Raw genomic sequence first — 19,820 nt, forward strand, 5'->3', positions numbered from 1 at the left:
TTACAGGCCACAGAGTGTCACGGGTCAGTCCACAGCCACCACAGGGGGTTCTCTTGTCCGCGCCAGAGCCGTCAGCGTCGGAGCCGACAGTGCCGGAGCCGTCCATGCCGCTGCCGCCCGCGCCCGGCAGCGGCCCCCTCCCTCGCCGCCTCCTCCAGCTCTACGTGGGTCTCGCCCTGTACGGCGCCAGCTCGGCGCTCTTGGTCGAGGCGGGACTCGGCCTGGAGCCGTGGAACGTGCTGCACCAAGGCCTCTCCGAGCTGACCGGCATCTCGATCGGCGTCGTGTCGATCATCGTGGGCGCGCTCGTACTGCTCCTGTGGATCCCGCTGCGCCAGCGTCCCGGCCTCGGCACGGTGTCGAACGTGTTCGTGGTCGGCCTCGCCATGGACGGCACGCTCGCCCTCGTGCCCGAGGTGCACGCCTACGGGGTCCGTATTCCGCTGATGATCGTCGCGATCGTGCTCAACGGGGCGGCGACCGGCCTCTACATCGCGGCGAAGTTCGGGCCCGGTCCGCGCGACGGCCTCATGACGGGGCTGCACCGGCGCACGGGCCGCTCGATCCGCCTGATGCGCACGGCCGTCGAGGTCGCCGTCGTGGTGACTGGGTTCCTGCTCGGCGGCACGATCGGGGTGGGCACCGTCCTGTACGCGGTCGCGATCGGCCCGCTGGCCCAGTTCTTCCTGCGCGTCTTCGCCGCCCCCGCGCCGTCGGCCGGATTCACCGCGGCCGCCGGGGCGTCACCGCGACGGGCGATACTGCGTCGGTGACCGACCGCGTACGCCACCCCTATCTCGACCATCCCGGACCGCTCGCCCTCGCCCACCGCGGCGGGGCGGCGGGCGGTCTGGAGAACACCCTCGCGGCGTTCCGGCACGCCGTGGACCTCGGCTACCGCTACATCGAGACCGATGTGCACGCGACGCGCGAGGGCCGCCTCGTCGCGTTCCACGACGCCACCCTGGACCGGGTGACGGACGCGCGGGGCCGGATCGCGGATCTGCCGTGGAGCGAGATCCGCCACGCGCGCGTGGCGGGCACGGAACCGGTCCCCCTCTTCGAGGATCTCCTGGAGGCCTTCCCGGACGTCCGCTGGAACGTGGACGTGAAGGCCGAGCCGGCCCTCGTGCCCCTGCTGGATCTGCTCCGCCGCACGCGCGCGTGGGACCGGGTCTGTGTGGGCTCGTTCTCGGAGAGCCGGGTGGCCAAGGCGCAGGCCGTCGCCGGGCCGCGGCTCGCCACCTCGTACGGCACCAAGGGCGTGCTCGGCCTGCGCCTGAAGTCGTACGGCCTCCCGGCGGTCCTGCGCGGCTCGGCCGTCTGCGCGCAGGTCCCGGTCACCCATGGGCGGATCCGGGTCGTCGACGACCGTTTCGTACGAGCCGCCCACGCGCGCGGTCTCCAGGTCCATGTCTGGACGGTCAACGAGGAGTCCGAGATGAGACGGCTTCTCGACCTCGGGGTCGATGGCATAGTTTCCGATCACATCGAGACGCTGCGGGACGTGCTGAAGGACCGGGGAACCTGGGCCTGACGGCTGCCCGCGGCGCGACGGACTCACGGGGACAACAAGGGGACACGGGTGGGCACCGACACCGCGCACGAGACGGCGACGGGCGCGACCGCCCTGGCCGAGCGCAAGCGCGAACAACGCGGCTGGTACTTCTACGACTGGGCGTGCTCGGTCTACTCGACGAGCGTCCTGACCGTGTTCCTGGGCCCGTATCTCACCTCGGTGGCGAAGGCCGCGGCGGACGCGGACGGCTATGTGCACCCGCTGGGCATCCCGGTCCGCGCGGGGTCCTTCTTCGCGTACACGGTCTCCCTTTCGGTGATCGTCGCGATCTTCGTGATGCCGCTCGCGGGCGCGGCCGCCGACCGGTCGGGCCGCAAGAAGCCCCTGCTCGCGCTCTCCGCCTACATCGGCGCGGCGGCCACGACGGCCATGTTCTTCCTGGGCGGCGACCGCTATCTGCTCGGCGGACTGCTCCTCGTGGTGGCGAACGCCGCGCTGGCCGTGTCGATGGCCCTCTACAACTCCTTCCTGCCGCAGATCGCCCCTCCCGAGGAGCGCGACGCCGTGTCGTCGCGCGGCTGGGCCTTCGGCTACGCGGCCGGCTCGCTGGTACTCGTGGTGAACCTGGTGCTGTATCTGGCCCACGACTCCTTCGGCCTCACGGAGTCGACGGCCGTGCGCATCTGCCTCGCCTCCGCCGGACTCTGGTGGGGCGCGTTCACCCTGATCCCGCTACGCCGTCTGCGTGAGCGGCGCTCGATTCCCGCGCAGGGCCGTACGCGGACGGGGACCGGGCTGCGTCAGCTGCTCGCCACTTTGAAGGACATGCGCCGCCATCCGTTGACGCTCTCCTTCCTGCTCGCCTATCTCGTCTACAACGACGGTGTGCAGACGGTGATCTCCCAGGCCTCCGTGTACGGCTCCGAGGAGTTGCGCCTCGATCAGTCGTCGCTGATCACGGCGGTGCTCCTGGTGCAGGTCCTGGCGGTGGCGGGGGCGCTCGGGATGGGCCGCCTCGCGCGCGCGTACGGCGCGAAGCGCACGATCCTCGGTTCCCTGGTGGCGTGGACGGTGACCATCGGGGCGGGCTACTTCCTGCCCAAGGGCTCGCCCGGGTGGTTCTACGCCCTGGCGGTCGGCATCGGCCTCGTCCTCGGCGGTACCCAGGCCCTCTCCCGCTCCCTGTTCTCGCACCTCGTACCGGCCGGCAAGGAAGCCGAGTACTTCTCCGCGTACGAGATGAGCGACCGGGGGATGAGCTGGGTGGGGCCGCTGGTGTTCGGGCTCGCGTTCCAGCTGACCGGCAGTTACCGGGACGCGATCGTGTCGCTGGTTGCCTTCTTTGTGATCGGTTTTGTCCTGCTCGCGCGGGTACCTGTCCGTCAGGCGATCCGCGACGCGGGGAATCCTGTACCGACCCGGATTTAGCACCTGAGGGCAAAGGCCGGTAGTGTACGCGGTTGGCCTGCCAGGCGTACCGTTACTGCACGTCAAGATATTGCGACGCTAGGTAACATCTGGTGTCAGATGTGACAAACCGGGCGCCGGTGGGTACAGCATGTACTGATCAGGCTGCGGCTACGACGGCGACGCATGACCCGGGGACCGGGAATCTTTACCGCCGACCGGACGTTGACCGGATGACGACGACAGCGACACCTGTCCTGTGGGCGACAAGCCCGGGAGGCACGATTCATGAGTGAGCGAGCTCTTCGCGGCACACGCCTCGTAGTGACCAGCTATGAGACGGACCGCGGCATCGACCTGGCTCCGCGCCAGGCCGTGGAGTACGCATGCGAGAAGGGCCATCGCTTTGAGATGCCCTTCTCGGTGGAGGCCGAGATTCCGCCGGAGTGGGAGTGCAAGGTCTGCGGGGCCCAGGCACTTCTCGTGGACGGTGACGGCCCTGAGGAGAAGAAGGCGAAGCCCGCCCGTACGCATTGGGACATGCTGATGGAGCGGCGCACCCGTGAGGAGCTCGAAGAGGTCCTCGAGGAGCGCCTGGCGGTACTGCGCTCGGGCGCGATGAACATCGCGGTCCACCCGAGGGACAGCCGCAAGTCCGCGTGATCCCAAGCGGGGCTTGAACAAACAGAGCACAAGGCCGGGGGCCGGACACACACCGTGTGTCCGGCCCCCGGCCTTTGTCATGTGCGCCCGCGCCGCCTCAGGGCGTGAGCGGCGGGCGCGGGTCGGCGTCGTCCCGGCGCGGGCCCGGGTACTCGTCCTCGCGGACGACCTCGCCCTGGATGACCGTGGAGCCGGGCTGGCGCATCCGCGCCTGCTGGAACGCGTCGCCCAGCGAGCCCGGGGCCGCCGCGCTCATCCTCTTCTCCAGCGTCCGCTCCGTGTAGCGGCTCAGGGCCGTGCGCAGCGGCGGGACGAGCAGCAGCAGGCCGAAGGCGTCCGTGATCAGTCCGGGGATCATCAGGAAGAGGCCGGCGAGCAGCAGCAGCCCATTGCCCTGCTGGCGCTGCTCCCCGGCCTCCACGACACCCTGCTGCTGGCGCCGGAGCGTCTCGTTCAGGTTCTGGAAGGCGCGGCGTCCGGCCGCCTTGATCACGACAGCGCCGAGCACGAAGCCGGCCACCATGATCAGGAAGTACGGGAATCCGCCGATCGCCTGCGCCACGACGGTCCCCAGCCAGATCTCCAGGACCACCCACGCGGCGACGCCGATCGGCAGGAGCGTACGGGCCCGGGAGCGCCGGGCCCCCGGGGGCTTGCGGGGCGGAGTACCAGTGGTCATGGCTCAAGTGTGCCCGGTACCGCGTCCAAGTGGCGTAAGGAGAAGATCAGGAACGCGCCCCAGGAGGGGCTCAGCGGGCCTCCGGCCTGCGTCCGAGCGCCTTGCCCACCCGCTCCCCCACGCCCCACGTGGTGACCCGCCACAGGGCCTCCACGACGATGTCCTTGCTCATCTTGGAGTCGCCCAGCTCGCGCTCGACGAAGGTGATCGGGACCTCGACGACGTGATAGCCCGCCTTGACGGCACGGCGGGCCAGGTCGACCTGGAAGCAGTAGCCCTGCGAGGCGACCTCGTCGAGGCCGAGGCCTTCGAGGGTCTCGCGGCGGAAGGCGCGGAAGCCGCCGGTGACGTCGCGGATCGGGACGTCGAGCAGGAGGCGCGAGTACGTGGAGCCGCCGCGGGAGAGGAACTCGCGGGACTTGGGCCAGTTCACGACCCGGCCGCCCGGCACCCAGCGCGAGCCGAGCACGAGGTCGGCGCCCTTGAGCGCGGTGAGCAGCCGGGGCAGTTCCTCCGGCTGGTGCGAGCCGTCGGCGTCCATCTCGATCAGGACGCCGTAGTCGTGCTCGATGCCCCAGGCGAAGCCGGCCAGATAGGCGGCGCCCAGGCCTTCCTTGCCGGTGCGGTGCAGCACGTGCACCTGATCGTCCTCGGCGGCCAGCTCGTCGGCGAGCTTGCCGGTGCCGTCCGGGCTGTTGTCATCGGCGACCAGGACGTGCGCCGCGGGCACCGCTGCCCGGACGCGGCCCACGATGGACGTGATGTTCTCCGCCTCGTTGAAGGTCGGAATGATCACCAAGGCCGTACCCAGAGGGCCGAACTTCCGCCCGCCGCCGTCGCTCACAGCTTCCCCTTAAAACTTTCCTGCACAAGGGGACCACCATAGCGAGCAGGAAAGTTCACGCCGACAAGGCGCCCTGCGGCGGGTGAACGGAAACTGCGGATCGGGGCCGGGCGTCCTTCGGGCCGACCTGGGGCCCGCTGGCTGCGGGTCGACCTAAAGCCGTTGTCTACTGAACGCCCGGGCCCCACCCGGGTCGCACCTGGCTCGACCGGCCGGAACGTTCCAGCGCCCCGTGGCGCGGGCGCTGGGCCTGGCTCCCAGTGATGATGCGCCGGTGCGGCGCACCACCCCCTGACCCAGCTGCGTTCGACGACTGCGTGGACTTCCCCGGTCGTGCCTGGAAGGTGGTGGACCCGGCCGAACCTACCCGCCCCCCGCCGCGTTCTGTCAACAGCCGTTTGACCTGGGGGTCTTCGGGAACACGCCTGGTCAGGGCGGAGGATACGCAGGTCGTACGGGACGGTGCGGACCCGCGATCGGATGCACGCCGCCCCGGTACATCACTCGTCCGGCCGTACGAAGACCGTCTGTCCGAACACGACGGTCCGCAGGCAGACCGGGAGTTCGGCACCCGGGGTCAGGTCCGGCAGGCCCGGGGTGCCCGAGCGCGGGTCGGTCGACCAGCGCGCCACCCGGTCGTCCGGGGCCTGCACGACCAGCTCGCCGGTGTGCCAGACGGCGTAGTCGGCGGGGGCGCCCGGGACGAGGACGCCCGCGTCGTCGCGGCCGACGGCGCGCCAGCCGCCGCGGGTGTGGGCGGTGAACGCGGCGCGTACGGAGACGCGGTGCTCGGGCGTGCGGTGGAACGCGGCGGCGCGGATCGTGCCCCACGGGTCGAGCGGGGTGACCGGGCTGTCCGAGCCGAAGGCGAGCGGGACGCCGGCCTTCAGCAGGGCCGCGTAGGGGTTGAGGGTGCGGGCCCGCTCGGCGCCGAGGCGGTCGGCGTACATGCCGTCCGTGCCGCCCCACAGGGCGTCGAAGGCGGGCTGCACGGACGCGGTGAGGCCGAACTCCGCGAAGGCGGCGACGGTTTCGGGGGTGAGCATCTCGGCGTGCTCGACCCGGTGGCGCGCGGCGCGCACGCGCGCGAGGCCGACCTTCTCGGCGGCCGCGCGCATCCCGTCGACCACGGCGGTGCAGGCGGCGTCGCCGATGGCGTGGAAACCGGCCTGGAGGCCCGCCTCCGTGCAGGCCACGACATGGGCGGCGATGTCGTCCGCGGTGAGGTAGCCGGTGCCGGTGTGGGCGGCGTCGGCGTACGGCTCGTGCAGGCACGCCGTGTGCGAACCGAGGGCGCCGTCCACGAAGAGGTCGCCGGCGGCGCCGAGCGCGCCCAGGCCCCGGGCCCGCTCGATGTCGCGGTCCGCCCAGTAGCCGGCGACGCGCGGGCCGGGCTCGGAGCGGGCGAGGTCGAGCAGGCCCGTGAAGTCGTCCTCGGAGGAGATGTCGGGCCCGCCGCACTCGTGGACCGAGCCGATCCCGAGCGAGGCGGCGTGCCGGAGCGCGGCGCGCTGCGCCTCGGTGCGCTGCTGGGGGCCGACCGCGCCGAGGGCGGCGGCGCGCACGGCGTGGTGGGCGTCGCGGGTGAGGGGGCCCTCGGGGTCGTACCCGGCGCGGTCGCGGACACCCGGGACGAGGTCGAGCAGGGCCGTGCTGACGACGGCGGAGTGCACGTCGATGCGGGAGAGATAGACCGGGCGGCCGCCGGTGGCCTCGTCGAGTTCGACGCGGGTGGGCGGCCGGCCGTCGGGCCAGCGGGCCGCGTCCCAGCCGTGTCCGAGGAGGATCCGGTCGGTGGGGCGGGACGTCGCGTGGTCGCGTACGAGGGTGAGGGCTTCGGCGCGGGTGCGTGCGGCGGTGAGGTCGAGGCCGGTGAGGGCGAGGCCGGTCGACGTGGTGTGCACATGGGCGTCGGTGAACGCCGGGGTGACCAGGCCGCCGTCGAGGTCGACGACCTCGTCCACGCCGTCCACGAACGCGTCAGCGGCGCCTTCCGAACCGACCCAGGCGACGTGGCCCGCCTCTACGACCATGGCGGTCGCGAAGGGGTCGGCGGGGCTGTGGACCTCGCCGCGGCGCAGGAGGACGGTGCGGGTGTTGGGGGGCGTGCTCATGGGGACAGTTTCCCGCGTCGCGCGGGGGGCGGTGTGCGCGGGGTCCTATTTGTCGGGCGGGGCCGCGCCGGGGCACAGGCCGGACGGAGCGCTCGCCCCGCCCCGGGGTGCCGCCTTGCCCACCCTGCCGCCCCTGGCGGCAGATTGCCCAAGGCTTTGGGGCGGCAGATTGCCCAAGGCGGCGGGGGCCTACTGGATGCGCGGCGGGCGGGCCTCGTACGGGGTGGAGAGGACTACCGTCGTGCGGGTCGAGACGCCGGCCAGGGAGCGGACCCGGGCGAGGAGGTTCTCCAGCTCGTGGGGGGTCTCCACCCGGACCTTCAGGATGTAGTTCTCGTCGCCGGCCACGCTGTGGCACGCCTCGATCTCCGGGACGCCCGCGAGGCGTTCGGCGATGTCGTCGGGGGCGCTCGGGTCGAACGGTTTCACCGAGATGAACGCCGTCATCGGCAGTCCGACGGCCTCGGGGTCGACGACGGCCGCGTAGCCGCGGATCACGCCGCGCTGTTCGAGACGGCGCACCCGCTGGTGCACCGCTGACGTGGACAGGCCCGTGGCCTTGCCCAGGTCGGTGTAGCTCATCCGCCCGTCCTTGACGAGCAGCTGCACAATCTGTCGGTCGAGCTCCTCCATGGCGACGAACCTACCGGTCCCTTGATCCTCCCGGTACCGCGAAGGGCCTCTCGTCTACCGCGCCTCGGGCACCTGCAATCGGCATGTGACGAAGACCACACCTTTCCGGCCGTGTCCTGGGGTGTCGCGCGGTTACCTCGCGCACGGGGCGGGAAGTGCTTGCTGTGGTCGAGGCCGCGACTCATGGACATCCGCGGCCGGCCCACCCGAGGGGGAGAATCCCATGCAGAGTGTGAAGCGTCCCGGACGCCCTGCCGTGCGCGGCAACCGCAAGCAGGCGGCCGTCGAGCCCGAGCCGGAGGGCGTCGAACCCGGCTTCGACGACGAGCTCGACGCGTACGACACGTTCGAGATGTACCGGGTGATCTGCCCGGACTGCGCCCAGCCCATCGCCCTCCTCGCGGACGAGGACGAGCTGCCCGAGCACGCCCACGTCACCTCGCCCTGGAACCCGTTCGGGCTCTCCGTCTGTGCGGGCACCGGGCGTGCGGCCGACGAGGCCCGCCCCGCCGATGACGTGACGGGCACTCAGGAACAGGACACGGCGCTGCTGCTGACGCTCCCTCAGGGGCTCGACTGGCGCACCCAGCCCTTCTCCCACGTCGGCGGGCCCGGTTCGCGCCCGCTCCAGGTGCCCCGGCAGCAGGACAGGGCCGCCTGACCCACCCTGGGTCACTCAAGGTCTCGCCAGTAACTGCCCTGCACCATGGCGCGCAGACTGTCGTGGTGCAGGATCAGTGTGTCCGGATCCGCGGGTACGGCGACCTCGCCGAAGTGGGCCTGCCGATAGGCGACCCTGAGCATCACCACCGCGTGCCGCAGGGCGGCGTAGAGCGTGTAGAAGTCCATGTCGCGCGGGGTGTGGCCGGTGCGGCGCGCGTAGCTCTCCTCGATCCGGTCGCGGCGCAGGAACGTGGGCAGTCCCGGCTGGCCGAAGCTCACGGTGAGGTCCTGGAAGAAGCGGTGCAGATAGACGGTCCAGCCGAGGTCGACCTCGCGCGGGGCGAGCGCCGCCATCTCCCAGTCGAGCACGGCGGCCGGTTCGAAGCCGTCGTAGATGATGTTGCCGATCCGGGCGTCTCCCCAGTTGAGGACCGCCTCGCCCTCGTCGCGCGGCCACAACTCCTCCAGCCGGTCGAAGGCGCGCTCGATCAGCGGTGAGGGGGCGAGCCCGGCCACCACCCAGGCGTAGAAGGCCCGTTGGGCGGTGACGTGGCGGCGCAGCGGGCTGCCTTCGCCGGGCAGCGCCAGGAACTCGGCGGCGGCCGCCGGTACGCCGTCGTGCAGCCGGGCGATGATGCCGATGCTCGCCTCTTCGAGCCGTGCGCGCTCGGCGTCGGTCGCCGCGTGCAGCCAGTTGCCCTCATAGGTGTACGGCATCACGTCGGGCGGCACCCGGCCGGCGACCCGCTCCATGACGAAGAAGGGCGCGCCGAGCGGGCCCGGGTCCTCCTCCAGCCACAGCACCCGCGGTACCGGGATCCCGGCTAGCTCGGCGGCGAGCCGCATCGTGCGGTACTGGCGCGGCATGTCGTACACCGGGAAGATCGTGTACGCGGACGGATCGGCGGCCAGGCGCAACGCGCAGGCGCGCACCGGGGGTTCGGGGTGCTCGATGTCGAAGAGCAGGGTCTCGCTGGACATGCCGTTGGACTCGGGGACGCGGACGTCGACCGCCGCGGCGCCGGGCAGCCTGGTGCCGAGCCACGCGGTGAGCCGGCGGGCGATCTCTTCGGGTTCGCGGGTGGAGGTGCGCGGGCGTGGCGCTGTCGCCATCGTCGAACTCCCTCTGCCTGAAGGTGGTTTACGGGCGTGGCGGGGCGACCGAGTCGAAGCCGGTGAAGCCGCTCGGGTCGTGCCGGCCGAAGCTGCCGTGCTCGAAGATGCCGTGGCCGACCTGCCCGTCGAGGGTGAAGCGGGCCGCGTGATCGGTCACCCCGTACGCGGCCAGGGGGTGGGCGGACGGGTCGGAGAGGTCGTAGGCGCGCCGGTCGGTCCAGCCCCGGCCCTGCCAGGTGCCGTGCTGCCAGTCGTCGGCCGGCGGATACCCGGCGCCGAGAGCGAGCGGCGAGGAGGTGAGGATCTCCACGCCGAGTTCGAGGGGCTTGCGGGCGACCGGATCGGTGAGGTGGACGACCGCGCTCTCGGGGTGGCGGGTGCCGGGGCGGTAGGTGATGTCGGTCTGGGGCCAGCCGAGTTGGCGGTCACGGTGGCCCTCGCGGACGAGGGTGGCGTCCGTGAGGGTGCGGTACCCGTCGGCGTCCTCCTGCGTGAGCACCATGAGGAAACGGTCGTCGAAGCGGACCGGTGCCCAGATCCAGTGGAAGCCCTCGGTGGGATGGTCCTGGGCGAGCCGCCCACCTTCCTCGCCGGGTACGGGGCGCACGCCCCAGCTCCGGTCGCGGGTGCCGGTCCAGCCTCGTACGTCCACCTCACGGCCGCCGATGCGCAGGCGCCCGTCGACCCGGCCGGCCTGCACGAACCGTTTGCCCTCCAGGGTCAGCCGGCCGCCCTTGCGCTGGAGGTGGTGCGGCTCCCACAGCGCCGGGAAGGCGGCCCGCCAGGTCAGCTCGTACGAGAGTCCGTCCGCGTCGTCGGGGTCGGCGGCGCAGCTGAGGGCGAACTCCTTCAGCGGGCGCTCGACGTGGATGCGCAGCGGGCCGACCTCCATCCCCATCCGGTTCTCCTCGTCCAGCGCGTCGGAGGCGCGGACGGCGTGCAGGGTGTCGTCGGTGCGGAGCGTGGCATAGGCGTCGATCACACCGAGATTGGGATAGACGCCGAGGCCGAGGATGAGCAGGAAGCGCCCCTCGGGGTCGACGAGGTGGAAGATGCAGCGGTCGTAGGCGTTGCGGTCCCCGGTCGCCACGTGCTTCATCGACAGCGGGACCTGGTGGACGGGGTACTCGTCGAGAGCCACGGGACGTTCGTCGTCGGCCACGGGCATCCTCCCTGCGTGCGGACCGGTTGACGTCGCCCGGAGGGGTACGGCCTGCCCGGCGGCGGGGAGTTGACGGTACGTCAGCTCTCCGTACCTGACCAGATGTTCGACCGGGGCGCGATCGGAGCACGGTTATGCCGCGAACGGACGCTCGATACCGTCAACACGTGACCTGACCCGTCGCCCGAACGTTGACCTGGCATGACCCCGACGGAGATCCCGGCCTCTGCGCCCACCGGACGACGCAGGCGCATCCTCGTCCCTGTTGCCGCAGAATCGGTTCATCATCAGCAACAGCAGGCACCGCAGGCGCACCCGTCCCACTCGCCCCAGCTGTCCCACGCGGCCCCACAGCCTCCTCAGCCCCCGCGGCCCGCGCCGCCGCACGCCCATCAGCGTGTCGCGGCCCCCGTGGCGCATCCGGACCCGCCCATCTACCGGGCCCTGATCGCGAGCTGGGCCGACCGCGGCAGGACGCTGCCGGGCCGGCACGACCCCGAGTGGGTGGAGCTGGTGGCGCCCACCGTGCGGACCGGGCAGTTCAGCACCGGGCAGTTCAGCGCGACTCCGGTCCCGCGAGGTGGCGGGCGATGACCATGCGCTGGATCTGATTGGTGCCCTCGACGATCTGCAGCACCTTCGCCTCGCGCATCAGGCGCTCGACCGGGAAGTCCGCGGTGTAGCCGTACCCGCCGAGGACCTGCACCGCGTCCGTGGTGACCTTCATCGCCGCGTCGGTGCACAGCAGCTTCGCCATGGCCGCCTGCTTGGAGAACGGCCGGCCCGCGTCCCGCAGCCGGGCCGCCGACAGGTACAGGGCGCGGCCCGCCTCTATCTGCGTCGCCATGTCGGCGAGCATGAAGCGCAGGCCCTGGAAGTCGGCGATGGGGTGGCCGAACTGGGACCGGCCCTTCGCGTACGACACCGCCTCGTCCAGCGCGGCCTGCGCCACGCCGATCGCGCAGGCCGCGATGCCGAGCCGGCCGGAGTCGAGGGCCGACAGGGCGATCTGGAAGCCCTGCCCCTCGTCCCCGATCCGCCGCACGTCGCCGATCCGTACTCCGTCGAAGTGGACCTGCGCAGTGGGCGAGCCCTTCATCCCCATCTTCTTCTCGGGGACGGCGGCGCTCAGCCCGGCCGCGTCACCGGGCACCAGGAACGCCGTGATGCCGCGGGCGCCCTCGCCTCCCGTGCGGGCCAGCACCGTGTAGAAGTCGGCGACTCCGCCGTGGGTGATCCAGGCCTTCGTGCCGGTCAGCACCCAGTCGTCGCCGTCGCGCACCGCCTTCGTACGCAAGGAGGCGGCGTCGGATCCCGACGAGGGCTCGGAGAGGCAGTACGCGCCCAGCAGCCCGCCGCCGAGCATGTCCGGCAGATGCTCGGAGCGCTGCTGCTTCGTGCCGAAGTTGGCCAGTGCGTGGCAGGCCAGCGAGTGGACGCTGACGCCGAGCCCGACCGTGAGGCGCGCGGCCGCCAGCTGCTCCAGCGCCTGGAGGTACACCTCGTAGGGCTGGTCGCCGCCGCCGAACTCGGCGTCGTAGGGCAGTCCCAGCAGTCCCGACGAGGACAGCAGCGAGAACGTCTCGCGCGGGAAGCGGCCGGCGTCCTCCTCCTCGGCCGCGCGCGGGGCGATCTCCCGCTGGGCGATGTCACGGACCAGCTGCATCAGGTCCTGAGCTTCGTCCGTCGGCAGCTGACGCTCGACTCCTGGCTCCGGCATGGCGACGCTCTCCTCCCAGGCGGGCGCTGCGGTGGCGCCGCGGGGTGAGGCGACGCCACCGGGTGGTCACTACCGGAACCGATGCTGCCCTTCCGGGTCTCGGAAGCGGCTGACCAGCGGCTGCGGCGTGTTGAGTATTCCCGATCCGGAGCCTCGCGTCACCGGTTAACGACCGCTTACTCCAAGTTTTTCAGCACCACTCCTGGGCCCTTCGCGGCGTGTGCGGAAGGTGGGGAGATTGGTTCGGACCATTGACCCCACTGGTCTAGTCCTCCTACTGTTCCGTCCGCAGGTCCAGCACGGAATTCCCCACATCCCGCATGCTCCCCTCCCCCACGAGGAGACAAGATGCTCAGACCGCACCTCCCCCGCATGCGCCTCAAGGCGCTCGCCGCCGCCGCGTGCGGCGTCGTCCTCAGCGCCGGACTGCTCGCCTCCGCGGGCAGCGCGTCGGCCCAGCCGGACGTCGGCTCCGGTACGACCGCCGCCGGTTCGAAGGTCGTCGGATACTTCACCGAATGGGGTGTCTACGACCGGAACTACCACGTCAAGAACGTCGAGACGTCCGGCTCGGCCGACAAGCTCACCCACATCAACTACGCGTTCGGCAACGTCCAGGGCGGCAAGTGCGCCATGGGTGACTCCTACGCCGCGACCGACAAGGCGTACACCGCCGACCAGGCCGTGGACGGGGTCGCCGACACCTGGGACCAGCCGCTGCGCGGCAACTTCAACCAGTTGCTCAAGCTGAAGAAGCTGCACCCGAACCTCAAGATCCTCTGGTCGTTCGGCGGCTGGACCTGGTCCGGCGGGTTCGGCGAGGCGGCGAAGGACCCGGCCGCGTTCGCCCAGTCCTGCTACGACCTCGTCGAGAACTCCAAGTGGGCCGATGTCTTCGACGGCATCGACATCGACTGGGAGTACCCGAACGCCTGCGGCCTGACCTGTGACACCAGCGGCCCCGACGCGTACAAGAACCTGATGTCGGCGCTGCGTTCGAAGTTCGGCGGCGACTATCTGATCACCTCCGCCATCCCGGCCGACGCCGAGGACGGCGGCAAGATCGACGCCACGGACTACGCGGGCGCCGCCCAGTACGTCGACTGGTACAACCCGATGACGTACGACTACTTCGGCGCCTGGGACGCGCAGGGTCCGACGGCCCCGCACTCGCCGCTGACCTCGTACACGGGGATACCGAAGGAGAGCTGGAACTCCGAGTCGACCATCGCCAAGCTGGAGGCGAAGGGCGTCCCGGCGTCCAAGCTGCTGCTCGGCATCGGCTTCTACGGGCGCGGCTGGACCGGCGTCACCCAGGACGCCCCCGGCGGCACGGCCACCGGTCCCGCGGCCGGCAAGTACGAGCAGGGCATCGACGACTACAAGGAGCTGAAGACCAAGTGCCCCGCGACGGGCACGGTCGGCGGCACCGCGTACGCGCACTGCGGCTCGGACTGGTGGAGCTACGACACCCCGCAGACCATCGCGGGGAAGATGGACTACAAGAACCAGCAGGGCCTGGGCGGCACCTTCCTGTGGGAGCTGTCCGGTGACACCTCCGACGGCGAGCTGATCAAGGCGATCGACTAGGCACGGCGGCAGGACAGGCGGGGTGGGACCGGATTCCGGTCCCACCCCGTCATGCTGTGGTCACGGGCGCCGGGTACGCGGGCTCGAACTCCTCGATCACCCGCAGGATCTCGACGAGGGTGCGCACCAACAGGGCCCGCACCGTGTCCCGTTCGACCTCCCGGCTGCCGATCCAGTCCAGCGTGACGCCCTCCACGCTGCACAGCCAGCCGAGCAGGGCGAGCCGGGCCAGCTCCGGCACATCGGGCTTTCCGTACGCGCCCCGGGCGATGGTCGCGATCATCTCCTCGCGCACACCGTCCCGGATGGCCTGCACCTCGGCGTCGAAGCCGACCCCGCCCGTGATGATCGTGCGGTACGCCGCCTGATGGTGCTCGGCGTAGCGCAGATAGCCGTCGATGGTGCGGTGCACGCGGTCGACCGGGGGCAGATCGGCGGCGCCGCTCGCCAGGTCGACGAGGTCGCCGACGGAGTCCTCGATGATCGCGAGGTAGTAGCCGCGCTTGGACCTGAAGTAGTAGTAGATCAGCCCCTTGGCGACGCCGGCCTGCTGGGCGATGTCGTCCATCGACAGCGCGTCGTAGGACGTGTGGGCGAACAACTTCCGTCCGATGGCGATGAGTTCGGCGCGGCGCGCGACGGATCGGTCGGTGCCGCGCGCCCGCTGTTCACTGTTCTTCAATTCCGGCCCTGGTGTCCGACTCCTGCGGATTCCGCAGTATGGCACCTCACGGGCCGGCAGTGATGCGGATCACCTCACGCCGGGTGGCGGGTTGGTCACAGCCAGCCGAGCTGCGTGACGAACATCGCCACCACGACGACGAAGGTCCAGCCCAGGACGTGCTCGAGGATCTTGGGGCCGTCGTCCTGGGGACCACCGGTACGGGCACGGGTGGCATGGGCGGTGGCGGAACTGGCGGTCATGGGCGTCTCGCTCGGCTCGTGATCAGAGGCCTGATCGGGGCAGGAACTCCCCCCGAAGGCGCCCGACTCCCCTCCGGCGCCTTCTCCACCATGCCATCGCCGCAGCCTCTTGCGACCGAGACCTTCATCACGCGTCCCGCCCCCTGGAACCGGCGGCGGTCAGCGCACGCCGACGGCCGCCAGCGCCTTGCGCTGGCTCGGGTTCGGGTGCGCCGGGAAGTAGAGGTAGCAGACGCCGCCGGTGCCGGAGACGACGCTGCCGGAGGCGTTGTACCGCTTCGTGCGCAGCCAGATGTTCTCCCACTCGCGCCGCTTGTAGACGCGGCGGACCGCCGGATCGTCGTGCGAGGCCGGGTCGTTGGCGATCACGTCGCCGTCGGCGGTGAAGCCGATGACCGTCATCAGGTGCCCGGAGGTGCCGTAGCCCGCGCCGGTCAGTTCGGTCTTCAGGAACGACTGGGACGTTATGGCCGGGATGCCGGCCGCGATCAGCGTCTCCAGGTCGGTGAGCGAGCCGAGCCGGGTGACGACACCCTGGAGATCCTTGTACGTCGCCGCGTACGCCGCGTTGAACGGCCAGTTGCCGCAGCCCTCGTACTGGTAGTCGTACGTGGAGCGGGCCGCGAGGCAGACCTGCGGGTCGGCGTAGGCCGGGTCGACCCACGCGAGCTGCGCGGCGCTCGGCTTCCGCCCCCAGGACTCGATGATCATCTGTGAGGAGGTGGGGCTGCACCACGCCTCGCCGCCGCCGTCGTACTCGGGGTACTGCCCGGCGTGCACGTCCTGCGAGTAGCGCGGGACCGCCAGCTCACCGGCGAAGCCGGGGACGGAGGCCGGGACGGTGAAGCGGTCGGGGACGTCCGAGCCCATCGCGCCGAGCCGCCAGACGGTGGGCGCGGCCTTGGCGCCGGGGGCGCGCAGCAGGGTCAGACGCAGGCTGTAGGAGACGAGGCGCAGGCCGGACGCCGCGTCGTCGATGGAGAAGGTGTCGGTCCAGATGCTCGACTTGTCGTCGCTCTGGTCGTCGACGGAGGTGCGGCGGATGTCGACGTCCTTGTCGTCCCCGGCCGTCCAGCGGCCCATGACGTACCAGGGGGTCCGGGTGCCGTCGGTGTACGTGCCCTGGAGCTCGATCTGGATCCAGGTTCCGGCCGGCGTGTGCGCGTTCCAGGAGGCGATGACCTCGGTGGCGGGCACGGCGAGGGTGTGGACGGGCGAGGTCCAGGTCGCGTACTCCCAGTCGGCCGTCCGGTTCAGGTGCGGGTCGGTGTAGCTCGTCGTGCCGACGGCCTTGGCGAGGGTGACGCCCGGCCGGGCGCCGGCGAAGGCGCGGGTGCCGTGGCCGGTGCCGGAGCGCCAGTCGGTGTACGTCGTCCAGGTGCGGTTGTCCACGAGTCGGGCGGGGGCCTTCTGCTGTGCGGGGGCCGCGGCGTGCGCGGTGGTGGCCGTGGTGGCGGCGAGCGCGACGCCCGCGGCCGCCGCCAGCACGGTTCTGCGGGACGGAGTCGATGAGGTCTGCTGCTCGGGGCGGGTCATCGGGAGGATCCCCCTGTCGACGGTTCGGACGGACGGGACGGGCGCGCGGGATGTGTCCCTGGTGGAACAGTGCGCCAACTATGGCTCTCTGAACAGGATTTCCACCAGCGTTTCGGGAGTGCTCCGCACGACCAATATTGGTCTTCACCACTGGCATGACCTGCGACGGCGTCGATGAAACCGATCCGCGCGCGGCATACCCTTGCGGACGTGGACCATCAGCACCTGCCCCTCGACCGGTACGCCGAACGGCTGCGCCGGCTGCCGCCCTCCTGCGGCCCGGTGCGGCTCGTCGGCATCGACGGGCACGCCGGGTCCGGCAAGTCGACCTTCGCCGGGAAGCTGGCGCGGGCGCTCGGCGGCGCGCCCGTGCTGCACCTCGACGACCTCGCGAGCCACGACGCCCTCTTCGACTGGACCGGGCGGCTGCGCACCCAGGTCGTCGAGCCGCTCTCCCACGGCACGGCCGCGCGCTACGAGACGTACGACTGGAACACCCGCCGCTTCGACGGGTCGCGGCTGCTGCCGCCCGCCGAGGTCGTCCTGATCGAGGGCGTGGGGGCCGGGAGGCTGGCGGTGCGGCCGTTCCTCGCGGAGCTGGTGTGGATGGATCTGCCGCGCGAGACGGCGTGGGAGCGGGGACGCGCGCGGGACGGAGAGGCCCAGCGGGGCTTCTGGGACGGCTGGATTCCAGCGGAGCGGAAGCACTTCGCACAAGACCCGTCGCGGCAGTTCGCCAAGAAATTGGTAAGAGAGTGCCCGGAGGGATACGAGATGCGCGAAGGCCCTGCTGGGACCACACAGACTCGCCACTCCGTCACTCACCGTGAGGGTCCGCCAGCGGTGCGCTGAACGAGCAGAAAGCGCCTTCCGCCAGTTTCCGCGAGTGCCCCAACTCGGCTTGACCCAGGGGCCGTACAGGACTTACGTTCTCAATGTGCGGCCTTTCGGGACCGCCCGCAGTCGCGAAGCCCCCGGTTGTTCCCCCGTGATCGGGGGCTTCGTTCTGCCCGCAATGCCCCTTCACCGCTGCTCCGGCACCCTCTTCGTTCACCGAGAGTCACCCTGCGGTACGGCGCTCACCTGCACCGAATCCCCCACTGACGCACCGATCCGACCCCGTTGCGCCCTTCGGCCCACCCTGTGCCCGCAGGTACGATGCCTCTCGGTGCGGCCTCTGGACGGCTCGCTGTCCGCATCGTGACAACTCCCGTCCATGACAGCTTGGTTAAGGGCGGATCAGGTTCATCGGGGGCACGGCGTGTGGGGGACGTGATGAGCTTCGGCACTGGGGCACCACCGACGGGCCCGGCCGACCTCGCCTGGCTGCGAGGCGTCGACGCCTACACCATGGGCGCGTATCCACAGGCGGAGGAGGAGTTCCGGGCCGCCGTGCGGATGGATCCCGGGATGGCCGACGGCTGGCTCGGGCTGCACGCCCTGCGCATCGACACGACGACCGCGCTGCTGCGGATGTTCCGGCACCGCGACCGGTTCGGCGAGCAGCGCACCCGGCACCGGCGCGGCCTCAACTCCTGGTACTGGCTCGGCTGGTGGGTGCAGCCGGTCCTCGAGCATCCGCGCGATCTGCTGCTCGCGCACGCCTCGCACTGGCTGGACGGCCGCCATGTCCCGGACCTGGACCGGGCGTTGGCCACGCTGCCGCCGGTCGACGCGGACACCCAGGTGCGGTTCCTGCACGCGTGCCGGGCCTATCTGGTCAAGGACTGGGAGCAGTTGGTCCGGCACACGGACCCGCTGGTCGACGACCCCATGCTCGGGATCGAGGCGGGGCTCTTCGGCGGGATGGCGCGGGTGCGCCTGGAGATGTACGGCCAGGCGGAGCCGCTGCTCTCCTCCGCGCTGATGCGCTGTCGCAGCGAACAGCCGCAGCGCAAGGAGCTGCGGTACTGGCTGGCCCGCGCGCACGAGGGCACCGGGCGCTCGGCGGCCGCGCTGCCGCTGTACCGGGCGGTGCACCGGGTCGACCCCGCGTTCATGGACACCGCGGCGCGGCTCGCCGCGATCACCGAGGGGGACGGGTACGCGGACTTCACGGACGGCACCGATCTGGCCCCGATGTCCCTGACGGGATTTCAGGACGGTCTGGACGGCGGCGAGTCCGTCGATCCGCTGTTCGCCAGTGACGGCCGCGACCTGAAGGTGTCCGAGCCGGACCTGCCGCCGCCCGGCGGTGGCGCGGCGGACGATCCCGACATCGTCAGGGAGAAGGTGGTGGTGCCGGTGTCGCCGCCGCTGCCGCCCGGTCCCGCCGATCCGACGCTGCTCGACGAGGCCCTCGCGGAGCTGGAGTCGATGGTCGGCCTGGAGCCGGTCAAGCGGCAGGTCAAGGCGTTGTCGGCGCAGTTGAACATGGCGCGGCTGCGCGCCGGGCAGGGCCTTCCGGTGCAGCCGCCAAAACGACACTTCGTGTTCTCCGGCCCCTCGGGCACGGGCAAGACGACGGTCGCCCGCATCCTCGGCCGGGTGTTCTACGCGCTCGGGCTGCTCGGCGGCGATCATCTGGTGGAGGCGCAGCGGGCCGACCTGGTCGGCGAGTACCTGGGCCAGACCGCCGTCAAGGCGAACGAGCTGATCGACTCGGCCCTGGGCGGGGTGCTCTTCGTCGACGAGGCGTACGCGCTGTCCAACTCGGGGTACGGCAAGGGCGACGCGTACGGCGACGAGGCCCTTCAGGTGCTGCTGAAGCGCGCGGAGGACAACCGCGACCATCTCGTGGTGATCCTCGCCGGGTACCCGGAGGGCATGGACCGGCTGCTCGCCGCCAACCCCGGGCTCTCCTCGCGCTTCACGACGCGGGTCGACTTCCCCTCGTACCGGCCGCTGGAGCTGACCTCGATCGGCGAGGTGCTGGCCGCGGAGAACGGGGACGTGTGGGACGAGGAGGCGCTGGACGAGCTGCGCTCCATCGCCGGGCACGTGGTCGACCAGGGCTGGATCGACGAACTGGGCAACGGGCGGTTCCTGCGGACCCTGTACGAGAAGTCCTGCGCCTACCGCGACCTGCGGCTGACCGGATATCTGATGGAGCCGTCCCGGGACGACCTGGCCACCCTGCGCCTGCCGGACCTCATGCAGGCGTACGGCGAGGTGCTGTCGGGGCGGGGGCCGGGCGGCCCGTGACGGTGGTGGGGGGGGGGGGGGGGGGGAAAGGACCCCCCCCACAAGGCAAGGCAAAAAAACCCTCCCACCCCCCACCCGAGAGAACCCCCCCCCCCCCCCCCTGGCC

General features: G+C 71.3%; 18 protein-coding genes. 8 read left to right on the plus strand and 10 right to left on the minus strand.

Features of this window, described 5'->3' with window-relative positions:
* Nucleotides 1-104 precede the first annotated feature (104 nt).
* The 4 genes from ACFVDP_RS19480 (at nucleotide 105) to ACFVDP_RS19495 (ending at nucleotide 3,589) form a co-directional block, all read left to right on the plus strand.
* Nucleotides 105-773, plus strand: coding sequence for a YitT family protein (locus ACFVDP_RS19480; protein ID WP_383491021.1), 669 nt, complete (start codon nucleotides 105-107; stop codon nucleotides 771-773).
* Entirely contained in the window at nucleotides 770-1,537 is a 768-nt protein-coding gene (locus ACFVDP_RS19485; RefSeq protein ID WP_383491022.1) for a glycerophosphodiester phosphodiesterase, read from the plus strand. The genes ACFVDP_RS19480 and ACFVDP_RS19485 overlap by 4 nt, the downstream gene beginning before the upstream one ends.
* 48 nt (nucleotides 1,538-1,585) lie before the next feature.
* Nucleotides 1,586-2,947: an MFS transporter gene (locus tag ACFVDP_RS19490; protein ID WP_383491024.1), complete on the plus strand. Its 1,362-nt coding sequence runs from the start codon at nucleotides 1,586-1,588 to the stop codon at nucleotides 2,945-2,947.
* Nucleotides 2,948-3,214: 267 nt separating this feature from the next.
* Nucleotides 3,215-3,589, plus strand: coding sequence for an RNA polymerase-binding protein RbpA (locus ACFVDP_RS19495; RefSeq protein WP_003977404.1), 375 nt, complete (start codon nucleotides 3,215-3,217; stop codon nucleotides 3,587-3,589).
* 97 nt (nucleotides 3,590-3,686) lie between these two features.
* Here ACFVDP_RS19495 and fxsA read toward each other — a convergent pair whose 3' ends face one another.
* From fxsA to ACFVDP_RS19515, 4 genes are all read right to left on the minus strand, one after another.
* Entirely contained in the window at nucleotides 3,687-4,268 is a 582-nt protein-coding gene (gene fxsA / locus ACFVDP_RS19500) for an FxsA family membrane protein (RefSeq protein ID WP_383491026.1), read from the minus strand.
* Between the two features lie 70 nt (nucleotides 4,269-4,338).
* A complete protein-coding gene (locus tag ACFVDP_RS19505) occupies nucleotides 4,339-5,112 on the minus strand; it encodes a polyprenol monophosphomannose synthase (RefSeq protein WP_383491028.1) in 774 nt (257 codons plus the stop codon).
* Nucleotides 5,113-5,612: 500 nt separating this feature from the next.
* Complete coding sequence (locus ACFVDP_RS19510) at nucleotides 5,613-7,226, minus strand: amidohydrolase (protein ID WP_383491030.1); 1,614 nt, start codon at nucleotides 7,224-7,226, stop codon at nucleotides 5,613-5,615.
* A gap of 189 nt (nucleotides 7,227-7,415) precedes the next feature.
* On the minus strand, nucleotides 7,416-7,859 hold the full coding sequence (locus ACFVDP_RS19515; RefSeq protein WP_361546599.1) for an Lrp/AsnC family transcriptional regulator: 444 nt from the start codon (nucleotides 7,857-7,859) through the stop codon (nucleotides 7,416-7,418).
* Nucleotides 7,860-8,082: 223 nt separating this feature from the next.
* Between ACFVDP_RS19515 and ACFVDP_RS19520 the strand changes: the two genes are divergently transcribed.
* Nucleotides 8,083-8,520 (plus strand): hypothetical protein, encoded by a 438-nt coding sequence (locus ACFVDP_RS19520; protein ID WP_383491032.1) that lies wholly within the window; start codon nucleotides 8,083-8,085, stop codon nucleotides 8,518-8,520.
* Nucleotides 8,521-8,531: 11 nt separating this feature from the next.
* Here ACFVDP_RS19520 and ACFVDP_RS19525 read toward each other — a convergent pair whose 3' ends face one another.
* The 3 genes from ACFVDP_RS19525 to ACFVDP_RS19535 form a co-directional block, all read right to left on the minus strand.
* Nucleotides 8,532-9,635 carry a phosphotransferase family protein gene (locus ACFVDP_RS19525; RefSeq protein WP_383491035.1) on the minus strand — a complete coding sequence of 368 codons (1,104 nt, stop codon included), beginning with the start codon at nucleotides 9,633-9,635 and terminating at the stop codon, nucleotides 8,532-8,534.
* 28 nt (nucleotides 9,636-9,663) lie between these two features.
* Nucleotides 9,664-10,737: a hypothetical protein gene (locus tag ACFVDP_RS19530; RefSeq protein ID WP_383491487.1), complete on the minus strand. Its 1,074-nt coding sequence runs from the start codon at nucleotides 10,735-10,737 to the stop codon at nucleotides 9,664-9,666.
* Between the two features lie 619 nt (nucleotides 10,738-11,356).
* Entirely contained in the window at nucleotides 11,357-12,520 is a 1,164-nt protein-coding gene (locus ACFVDP_RS19535; protein ID WP_383491037.1) for an acyl-CoA dehydrogenase family protein, read from the minus strand.
* A gap of 348 nt (nucleotides 12,521-12,868) precedes the next feature.
* On the opposite strand from ACFVDP_RS19535, the gene ACFVDP_RS19540 reads away from it, so the two are divergent.
* Entirely contained in the window at nucleotides 12,869-14,110 is a 1,242-nt protein-coding gene (locus ACFVDP_RS19540; RefSeq protein ID WP_383491039.1) for a glycoside hydrolase family 18 protein, read from the plus strand.
* Nucleotides 14,111-14,159: 49 nt separating this feature from the next.
* On the opposite strand, the gene ACFVDP_RS19545 is transcribed toward ACFVDP_RS19540, so the two are convergent.
* The 3 genes from ACFVDP_RS19545 to ACFVDP_RS19555 all read right to left on the minus strand — a co-directional run bounded on the left by ACFVDP_RS19545 (nucleotide 14,160) and on the right by ACFVDP_RS19555 (nucleotide 16,570).
* Nucleotides 14,160-14,792 carry a TetR/AcrR family transcriptional regulator gene (locus ACFVDP_RS19545; protein WP_383491041.1) on the minus strand — a complete coding sequence of 211 codons (633 nt, stop codon included), beginning with the start codon at nucleotides 14,790-14,792 and terminating at the stop codon, nucleotides 14,160-14,162.
* A 95-nt stretch (nucleotides 14,793-14,887) separates the two neighbouring features.
* Complete coding sequence (locus tag ACFVDP_RS19550; RefSeq protein WP_383491043.1) at nucleotides 14,888-15,034, minus strand: SCO1431 family membrane protein; 147 nt, start codon at nucleotides 15,032-15,034, stop codon at nucleotides 14,888-14,890.
* 159 nt (nucleotides 15,035-15,193) lie between these two features.
* A complete protein-coding gene (locus ACFVDP_RS19555; RefSeq protein ID WP_383491045.1) occupies nucleotides 15,194-16,570 on the minus strand; it encodes a peptidase C39 family protein in 1,377 nt (458 codons plus the stop codon).
* Between the two features lie 210 nt (nucleotides 16,571-16,780).
* On the opposite strand from ACFVDP_RS19555, the gene ACFVDP_RS19560 reads away from it, so the two are divergent.
* Together ACFVDP_RS19560 and ACFVDP_RS19565 are read left to right on the plus strand one after the other, a co-directional pair.
* Entirely contained in the window at nucleotides 16,781-17,422 is a 642-nt protein-coding gene (locus tag ACFVDP_RS19560) for a uridine kinase (RefSeq protein ID WP_383491047.1), read from the plus strand.
* A gap of 423 nt (nucleotides 17,423-17,845) precedes the next feature.
* Nucleotides 17,846-19,714, plus strand: coding sequence for an AAA family ATPase (locus tag ACFVDP_RS19565; protein ID WP_383491049.1), 1,869 nt, complete (start codon nucleotides 17,846-17,848; stop codon nucleotides 19,712-19,714).
* The last annotated feature ends 106 nt before the right edge of the window (nucleotides 19,715-19,820 follow it).

The sequence above is a fragment of the Streptomyces sp. NPDC057694 genome, from assembly GCF_042799415.1.
Classification (GTDB): Bacteria; Actinomycetota; Actinomycetes; order Streptomycetales; family Streptomycetaceae; genus Streptomyces.